The following is an 8,434-nucleotide window of genomic DNA, read 5'->3' as shown; positions in this document are numbered from 1 at the left end:
TGTGGCGCCCCCCTCTGTCCGGCCGGACATCTCCCCCACAAGTGGGGAGATCAGCTGCCACCAGGGCCTTCGCCAATCTCAGACGTGGCAAGAAGAGCGCCGCCGACTAGGCTGCCAATCTCCCTCCTTGTGGGGGAGATGTCCGGCAGGACAAAGGGGGGCGCCGTAGAGCGTTACTTTGAGCTGTTCACGTCTTTCTCCGAGACCAATCGAACACGTTTTCCAATTTCCATATTGTAAAACGATCGTGCCGCGCTAGCCTGAAATCATGAGTGGGGCGGGCAAAACATCCGGACGGTCCGTTGCCGACGAGGCGGCGACGCGCAAGCGCGGACGCTCGCTGGCCGCCCTCGGCTACATCCAGCCGCAGACCTATGAGGAGCTGCGCGCGGTGCTGTCGTCCGGCACCGTGCATTTCCCCAAGCGGCTGCGCCAGGTCGCCATCTTCCTGTGGCAGCATCCGAGCGACGTCGCGCTTGGCACCATCGCCCAGGTGGCGGCACAGGCCGGCGTGCAGCCCTCGACGCTGGTGCGCTTCGCCCAGATCTTCGGTTACTCCGGCTTTTCCGATTTCCAGGGCCTGTTCAAGGAGCACGTCAAGGGGTCATGGCCTGAAGGGCGCGGCGAGCAGCGGACAGAGGCCGAGCCCAATGCTCATCTGCATTTCCTGCATGGCATGGTCGGTGCCTCGCAGGCTTCGCTTGGCCGCATCGAGAGCGGCTTCGACGTCGAGAGCTTCGAGAAGATGGTAGCGCTGCTGGCGGCCGCCGACCTGATCTATGTCATCGGCTCCAAGCGCGCCTTCCCCGTCACCACCTATCTGTCGCTGACGCTCTCGCAGCAAGGCGTGCGCAACGTGCTGGTCGACAATGTCGGCTCCACTGCAATCGACCAGGTCGGCTGCATCGGCAGGCAGGATGCCGTGCTGGCGGTCTCCTTCAGCCCCTACAATTCGATCACACCCGACCTCGTCGCGGTGGCGCATGAGCGCAACGCCCGCATCGTCACCATCACCGACAGCACCTTCAGCCCGTTGATCCGGCTGTCGGACAGCTGGCTGGAAGTGGTGGAATCCGACTTCGCCGGCTTCCGCTCGCTGGCCGCCTCGCTCGCCGTCGGCATGGCGCTGGTCCATGGCGTCGTCGCCCGTCGCACCAAATGAGGTACCGCTGGCACAATTGACTATCGGGAATTGCCGTTCCATATTTCAAAAAATAGAAACTTTGTTCCGGGAGGAGGAATGGAGCTTCAACTCAACGGCAAGGTGGCGCTGGTCACCGGCGCGACGCAAGGCATCGGCCGCGCGGTCGCCGAGACGCTTGCGCGTTCCGGCGCCGGCGGCCTGCTGGTCACCGGTCGCGAGAAGGTGCGAGGCGATGCTGTGGCGGCGGAGCTTTCGCGGCTCGGCACGCCGACAATCTTCGTCGCCGCCGACCTCGCCGACCCGGCAACCCCTGCCCTTTTGGCGCAAGCCTGCATCGATCGCTTCGGCCGCATTGACGCGCTGGTCAACGCCGCCGGCCTGACCGACCGCGCCTCCTTCCTCGATGCCGATCTCGACGACTGGGCCTCGCTGTTCGCCGTCAACGCGCGCGCCCCGTTTTTCCTTATGCAGGCGGCGATTGCCGACATGAAGAACCGCGGCCAGGGTGGCGCCATTGTCAACATCCTGTCGATCAACGCCCATTGCGGCTCGCCGGAGCTCGCCGTCTATTCCGCCAGCAAGGGCGCGCTGGCGACGCTGACCAAGAACGCCGCCAACGCCCACCGTTTCGACCGCATCCGCGTCAACGGCATCAATGTCGGCTGGACCGACACGCCGGCCGAACGCGTCATGCAGGCCGACACGCTGGGCAACGGTCCGGGCTGGCTCGATGCCGCCAACGCCGCGCAGCCTTTCGGCCGCCTGTTTTCGACGAGCGATATCGCGAACCTCGCCGTCTTCCTGCTTTCCGATGCCGCCGGCCCGATGACCGGCACGCTGGTCGACCAGGAACAATGGGTGATCGGGGCGAACCGGTGAGCGCCATCGAAACGCTCGGTCCAGCCCTGCTGGAGAGGCTTCCCGCCGCTGTCCAGACACCGGCCTATGACCGCGCGGCGCTCGCCGCTGGCATGGCGCATCTGGGCGTCGGCGCCTTCCATCGCTGCCACCAGGCCGAGTACACCGATGACCTCTTGTCGCTCCGGTTCGACCGCTGGGGCGTGATCGGCATCAACATCCGCCCGCCCAGCCTCACTGAGACGCTCGGCCGGCAGAGCGGGCTCTACACAAGGCTGATCCGCGAGAACAGCCATATCGAAGCACGCGTCATCGGCAGCATCCTTGAGGTGGTCGACAGCCAGGCAAGTGCCGCACCCGCACTCGCCGTTTTGTCCTCACCCGACATCGAACTGGTGACGATGACGGTGACCGAGAAAGGCTATTGCCACATTCCGTCGAGCGGCGAACTCAACCTTGGCCATCCCGACATCGTCCATGACCTCGCCAACCCGCAGACGCCACGCAGCGTGCCCGGCATCCTCGCGAAGGCGCTGGAGCTGCGCCGGGCGACACATGGCCGGCCGCTGACGCTGCTGTCCTGCGACAACATTCCGACCAATGGCGTGATCCTGGCCAATGTCGTGCAGGCCTTTGTCGAGCAGCGCGAGAATGGACTGGCCGAGTGGATATCAGCCAACGCCGCCTTCCCCTCGGCCATGGTCGACCGCATCGCGCCGGCGGTCACGCAGGATGACCTCGACAGCGTCGAACAGTGGTTCGGCTACCGCGATGCCGCCGTTGCCGTCGGCGAGCCGTTCCGGCAATGGGTGATCGAGCAGAAATTCGCCGGCCGCATGCCGCGCTGGGATCTGGTCGGGGCGAGTTTCGTCGACGACGTCACGCCGTTCGAGCATCTCAAGATGCGGGTGCTCAACGGCGCGCAGACGACGCTCGCCACGCTGGGTGTGCTGGCCGGCCTCGAACACACATCGGATGCCATTGCCGATCCGCTGCTGTCGACCTTCGCCAGGCGCATGCTTGTCGAGGAAACGCTGCCGACGCTGACGCCGGTGCCGGGCATGGATCCGCTGGCCTATGTCGAGCAGAGCCTCGGCCGCTTGCGCAACACCGCCATCCGCCATCGCAACCACCAGATCGCCACCGACGGCTCACAGAAGATCGTCCAGCGCCTGCTCAACCCGATCCGCGACCGCTTGAGCCAGGGCGAAAGCATCGCCCTTTTGTCGATCCCGGTCGCCGGCTGGATGGCCTATCTGGTCCAGGCTTCAGCACGCTTCGGCAAACGCTGGCCGGTGTCGGACCCCTATGCCGCCAAGGTCGCCGCGATTGCCGACGCAACCGGCGGCGACGCGCAGGCGCTGGCCGCGGGCATCCTTGCCATCGACACGATTTTCGACCCCGGTCTTGCCGCGAACGAGACGTTCCGCAGGGCCGTAACATCGGCGCTCGACGGGCTGCTTTCGGGCGATCCGATGGCAACCGTCAGGCGCAATCTGAAACAAGCCGACACCACACGGTTGAAGCGGCCGGCTCGATCTGCATAGTACAAGTCGGTCGTGAATTCGCGACCAGGGGAGGCAGTATGAAACTTGGAGTGCTCACCGCACCGTTCGCGGAGACGCCGCTTGGCGAGGTCGCCGGCTGGGCAAGCGCGGCCGGTTTCGAGGTGCTGGAAATCGCCTGCTGGCCGAAATCCTCCGGCGCCAACCGCCGCTATGCCGGCACCAGCCACATCGACGCTGCCTCCACCTCGGCCACGCAGGCGAAGGAGATCGTCGCTTCGCTGGCGGAGAAGAACCTGTCGGTCTCCGGCCTCGGCTACTACCCCAACCCGCTACACCCCGACGCCGCTCACCGCGACGAAGTGATCGCCCATCTGAAGAAGGTGATCGTGCTGGCCGCCAATATGGGCGTGCCTGTCGTCAACACCTTCTGCGGCGGCGATGCCTCGAAGACCGTCGACGTCAACTGGCAGGAGGCGCTCAAGGTCTGGCCCGAAATCGTCGCCCATGCGCGCGACCACGGCGTCAAGCTCGCCTTCGAGAACTGCCCGATGATCTTCAGCTATGACGAGTGGCCGGGCGGGCACAATATCGCCTATTCGCCACAGGTCTGGCGTCGCATCCTGGAAGCCTGGGGCGGCGAGGTCGGCATGAATTTCGACCCCTCGCACCTGATCTGGCAGATGATCGACCAGGCCCGTTTCATCAAGGAATTCGGCCCCTACATGCTGCATGTCCACGCCAAGGACCTGATGATTGATCATGATGGACTTTACGAGCGCGGAATCCTTTCGGCAGGGATAGGCTGGCAGGTGCCGCGCATGCCGGGGCTGGGCGATGTCGACTGGAACGGCTTCTTCTCCGGCCTCTACCGCGCCGGCTATGACGGATCGGTCATCATCGAACACGAGGACAGGCGATTTGAAGGCAGCGACGATCAGGTGAAACGGGGTTTCCTGCTCGCCCGCGACGTGCTGCGTCCGTTCGTCAAATGAAATTAAAGCGCGCCGCATGAATCACTCTGTCAGCGACGTGCTTTAACGGGTTGAACTGAAACTGAAAAACAATGTGGAGGAAGTCTGAAATGAAGAAAATCCTGACCATGGTCCCGCTGCTTGCGGGTGCTGCCTTGCTGGCCTCGGTGGGCGTCTCGGCCGCCGCGGGCAAATACACGATCGGCATCTCCAACACCGTCCAGGGCAATGGCTGGCGCGAAGAGATGGTCTGCGCCATGAAGGCGCAGGCGCTCGCCTCCGGTGAGGTCGCTAAGCTCAACATCGCCCATCGCAACACCGATGCCGCCGGCCAGCTCGAAGACATCCGCAACCTGATCAGCGCCAAGGTCGACGCCATCGTCGTCAACCCGGCCGATCCGGCCGGCATCAAGGCGGGCCTCGAGGAAGCCACCAAGGCCGGCATCGTCGTCGTTGCCGTCGACCAGGCGGTCACCGAACCGTCGGCCTACATCATCTCCAACAACCAGGAGCAGTATGCCTATCTCGGCGCCAAGTGGCTGTTCCAGCAGATGGGCGGCAAGGGCGACGTCTTCTACATGCGTGGTGCCGCCGGCGCGTCCGCCGACAGCGATCGCGACAAAGGCTTCAAGAAGGCGCTCGCCGAATTCCCCGACGTGAAGGTCGCGCAGGAAGTCTTCACCGGCTGGCAGCAGGACCAGGCCAAGCAGCAGATGCTGTCCTTCCTCGCAACCGGCACGCCGATCAACGGTGTGTGGACCTCCGGCATCGACAACGTCATCGTCGACGCGCTGGTCGAATCGCAGGCGCCACTGGTGCCGGTGGTCGGCGCCGACAATGCCGGCTTCGTCGGCCAGTTGAGCTCGGTCAAGGGCCTCGTCGGTGCCGCGGTCACCAACCCCGGCTCGATCGGCGGCGCCGGTGTGACGCTCGCCCTGCAGATCCTCGACGGCAAGAAGCCGGCACAGCAGACCGTGCTGGTCGAGCCGCAGCTGTGGGAGAACGCCACCGAGGAAGGCAAGGCCAAGCTGAAGGCCGCCGCCGACCCGTCGCTCAGCCCCGAATGGCCGGTCTCGATCTCGATCCCGGACTGGACGACGTACACCAAGGAACAGATCGTGGCCTGCAAGGGCCCGGGTGAGTAAATCTCCGATATCCCTGCCTTACAACGGCGGGAAGTCACATATGGGCAAAGGCCCCCTCACCCGGATTGCCAACCGAATTGCGGAGGGCAATTCGGGGCAATCCGACCTCTCCCCGAGGGGAGAGGAGGGAGCCGGCACGAGCGCCAGCCTCTTCTCCCCCACGGGGAGAAGGTGGACGCGAAGCGGCCGGATGAGGGGGCCTCTCCACACGCGATAGCTGCCATCTGAACCGAGAACCACCCAATTTGACCAGCAACCCCCTACTCGACGCGTCAGGCGTCGCCAAGAATTACGGCGCGGTTGCGGCCCTGCGCAACGCATCGCTCTCCGTCCTGCCGGGCGAAGTGCACGCGCTGATGGGCGCCAATGGCGCCGGCAAGTCGACGCTGGTGAAGATCCTGACCGGGGCCATATCGGCCAATGCCGGACGCATCCTGATCCGTGGCGAGGCGCGCGACATCCGCTCGCCCGCCGCCGCGCGCCGCGCCGGCCTTTTGCCCGTCTACCAGGAGCCGTCGCTGATCCCCGATCTTGACGTGCTGTCCAATCTGCGGCTGACCGGCACGCCGGTCGAGCCGTTCCGCGCCTGGGTGCGCGAACTCGGCATTCCCGACCTCGACATCCGCGACACCGCGCGCGACATTCCGCTGGCCGTACTGCGCGTGCTCGACCTGGCGCGTGCGCTGGCCGTCGAGCCCGACGTGCTGCTGCTCGACGAGATGACCGCCGCCCTGCCCGCCAATCTCGCCGAGAAAGTGCTGGAAGTGGTGCGCCGCCAGGGCGACTCGGGCCGCGCGGTGATCTTCATCTCGCACCGCTTCGTCGAAATCTCCGCACTGTGCGACCGCGCCACCGTGCTGCGCGACGGCGAGACCGTTGGCGTCGTCGACATCGTGCCGGGCGTCGAGGAAAAGATCGTCGAGCTGATGCTCGGCACCCGGATCGTCAAGACCCATGTCGCCGCGCGCAGTGCCGCCCAGAAGGCAGCGCCCGCCCCTGCCCGTCCGCGGCTCTCCGTGCGCAATCTGCGCGTCGGCACCAAGCTCAACGATGTCTCCTTCGATCTCGCCGACGGCGAGGTGGCCGGCGTCGTCGCGCTCGAAGGCCAGGGCCAGGACGAGCTGTTCGCGGCCCTTGCCGGTTCGATCCGGCCGACCAGTGGCGCGATAGAGGTCGATGGCGGCCCGGTGAAATTCTCGCACCCGATCGACGCCATCCGCGCCGGCATCGCCTATGTGCCGGGCGACCGCGCCGAGGCACTCGCCATGCAGCGCTCGGTGCGCGAGAACATCGCCCTGCCCTTCAGTGCTGCGCTGCGCAACTGGGGGCCGATCAACATGCGCCGGGAGCGCGCCAAGGTGGTCAGCGCCATCGAGCGGCTGCAGATCGACACCCGCGCGCAAGGCGAGGTGCAGCGCCTTTCAGGCGGCAACCAGCAGAAGGTGACGATTGCCCGCTGGATCGCCGCGGACGCCCGCACCATCCTGTGCTTCGACCCGACGCGCGGCATCGATGTCGGCACCAAGCAGGAGATCTATCATCTGGTGCGTGAGCTTGCCGGCAACGGCAAGTCGGTGCTGTTCTACACTTCCGAACTGGAAGAGGTGCAGCGTGTCTGCGACCGCGTCATCGTCATTTTCGGCGGCCGCGTCGTCGACATCTTCCCGGTCGAGGAGGCCGACGAGCCAGCGCTGATGCGCGCCGCCTACGGCCTGCCGCGCGGCGTCAAGGCGGATATCGGCATATTGGCCGACCCCACGGCGCATGCTTCGGAGCCGGGGGCGACGCCATGAGCCATTTCCTGCGCCGCCAGGGCTGGGTTGCCGGCCTGTTCGCTCTCTTCGTCGCCCTGTTCATCATCACGAAACTGATCCAGCCGGCCTATGGCAGCGGCGATTTCGGCTCGCTCGCGCGGGCGGTTTTGCCTTACGCCTTCGCCGTCGCCGCACAGACCGTGGTCGTCATCGCCGGCGGCATCGACCTGTCGGTCGCCGCCATGATGGCGCTGACCAGCGTCACCGCCGCTTCGATGATGGCAGGCGCGTCGGAAGAATACGCGCTGTTCGTGGTGCCCTTCGTGCTCGCCATGGGTTTCGTGCTCGGCGCCGTCAACGGCATGCTGATCGTCGTCACCCGCGTGCCCGACATCGTCGTCACGCTGGCCACGCTGTTCGTGCTGCAGGGGGCCGCCCTGCTGGTGCTTGACGCGCCGGGCGGTGCGGCCGCCGAATGGCTGAAGGGGCTGATCTCAGGCACCGTGCCGATACCGGGCCTTCCCGACGGCATCGATGCCTGGCTGCCGAAGGCGCTGCTGGTGCTGATCGTCTGCCTGTGCATCATCTGGATACCGCTCAGGCGCTCGCGCCTTGGCCTCTCCATCTACGCCATCGGTTCGAGCGAGCTGGCGGCGTTCCGCAGCGGCGTGCCGGTCAAGCGCACCCGCATCATCGCTTATGCGCTGTCCGGCCTGTTCGCTGCCATGGGCGGGCTGGCGCTGACCATGAGCACCGGCATCGGCGCCCCCATTCCCGGCCCCTATCTCTTGGCCAGCGTCGCGGCCGTGGTGCTGGGCGGCGTGGCGCTCGGCGGCGGCAAGGGCGGCCTGCTCGGCCCCATCGTCGCCGTCTTCGTGCTGCGGCTGGTGCGCACCGACCTCACGCTGCTCGCCATCGACCCCAACGTCACCGCCATCATCGAAGGCGCCATCATGGTCGCCGTGGTGATGTTCGGCGCGTTCATTACGATGCGGGGGCGGCAATGATGAGAGAGCATGAAATGAGGCGTTGCGCCCTACGGCGCCCCCCTCTG

7 protein-coding genes are annotated in these 8,434 nt (G+C 65.9%); all 7 read left to right on the top strand.

The window, feature by feature from the left end; genetic code table 11:
• Positions 1-268: 268 nt before the first annotated feature.
• The 7 genes from FCU66_RS39280 (at position 269) to FCU66_RS39250 (ending at position 8,387) form a co-directional block, all read left to right on the top strand.
• A complete protein-coding gene (locus FCU66_RS39280) occupies positions 269-1,162 on the top strand; it encodes a MurR/RpiR family transcriptional regulator (protein WP_136625500.1) in 894 nt (297 codons plus the stop codon).
• 78 nt (positions 1,163-1,240) lie between these two features.
• Entirely contained in the window at positions 1,241-2,023 is a 783-nt protein-coding gene (locus FCU66_RS39275) for an SDR family oxidoreductase (protein ID WP_136621760.1), read from the top strand.
• The gene (locus FCU66_RS39270; protein WP_136621759.1) at positions 1,999-3,549 is read left to right on the top strand and encodes a mannitol dehydrogenase family protein; all 1,551 of its coding nucleotides are present in this window, start codon (positions 1,999-2,001) and stop codon (positions 3,547-3,549) included. The genes FCU66_RS39275 and FCU66_RS39270 overlap by 25 nt, the downstream gene beginning before the upstream one ends.
• A gap of 38 nt (positions 3,550-3,587) precedes the next feature.
• Complete coding sequence (locus tag FCU66_RS39265; protein WP_136621758.1) at positions 3,588-4,502, top strand: sugar phosphate isomerase/epimerase family protein; 915 nt, start codon at positions 3,588-3,590, stop codon at positions 4,500-4,502.
• 89 nt (positions 4,503-4,591) lie between these two features.
• A complete protein-coding gene (locus tag FCU66_RS39260; protein WP_127264248.1) occupies positions 4,592-5,626 on the top strand; it encodes an ABC transporter substrate-binding protein in 1,035 nt (344 codons plus the stop codon).
• 245 nt (positions 5,627-5,871) lie between these two features.
• Complete coding sequence (locus tag FCU66_RS39255) at positions 5,872-7,419, top strand: sugar ABC transporter ATP-binding protein (protein WP_136621757.1); 1,548 nt, start codon at positions 5,872-5,874, stop codon at positions 7,417-7,419.
• Positions 7,416-8,387, top strand: a complete 972-nt coding sequence (locus FCU66_RS39250) for an ABC transporter permease (RefSeq protein WP_136621756.1) — start codon at positions 7,416-7,418, stop codon at positions 8,385-8,387. The genes FCU66_RS39255 and FCU66_RS39250 overlap by 4 nt, the downstream gene beginning before the upstream one ends.
• Positions 8,388-8,434: the final 47 nt, after the last annotated feature.

The sequence above is a fragment of the Mesorhizobium norvegicum genome, assembly GCF_004919685.1.
Taxonomy (GTDB): Bacteria; Pseudomonadota; Alphaproteobacteria; order Rhizobiales; family Rhizobiaceae; genus Mesorhizobium; species Mesorhizobium norvegicum.
This window is presented reverse-complemented; position numbering and strand designations above follow the sequence as displayed.

Excerpts from the sequence above, each read along its gene's own strand:
- FCU66_RS39280 (WP_136625500.1), top strand. The coding sequence starts at position 269 with ATGAGTGGGGCGGGCAAAACATCCGGACGGTCCGTTGCCGACGAGGCG.
- FCU66_RS39275 (WP_136621760.1), top strand. The coding sequence starts at position 1,241 with ATGGAGCTTCAACTCAACGGCAAGGTGGCGCTGGTCACCGGCGCGACG.
- FCU66_RS39270 (WP_136621759.1), top strand. The coding sequence starts at position 1,999 with ATGGGTGATCGGGGCGAACCGGTGAGCGCCATCGAAACGCTCGGTCCA.
- FCU66_RS39265 (WP_136621758.1), top strand. The coding sequence starts at position 3,588 with ATGAAACTTGGAGTGCTCACCGCACCGTTCGCGGAGACGCCGCTTGGC.
- FCU66_RS39260 (WP_127264248.1), top strand. The coding sequence starts at position 4,592 with ATGAAGAAAATCCTGACCATGGTCCCGCTGCTTGCGGGTGCTGCCTTG.
- FCU66_RS39250 (WP_136621756.1), top strand. The coding sequence starts at position 7,416 with ATGAGCCATTTCCTGCGCCGCCAGGGCTGGGTTGCCGGCCTGTTCGCT.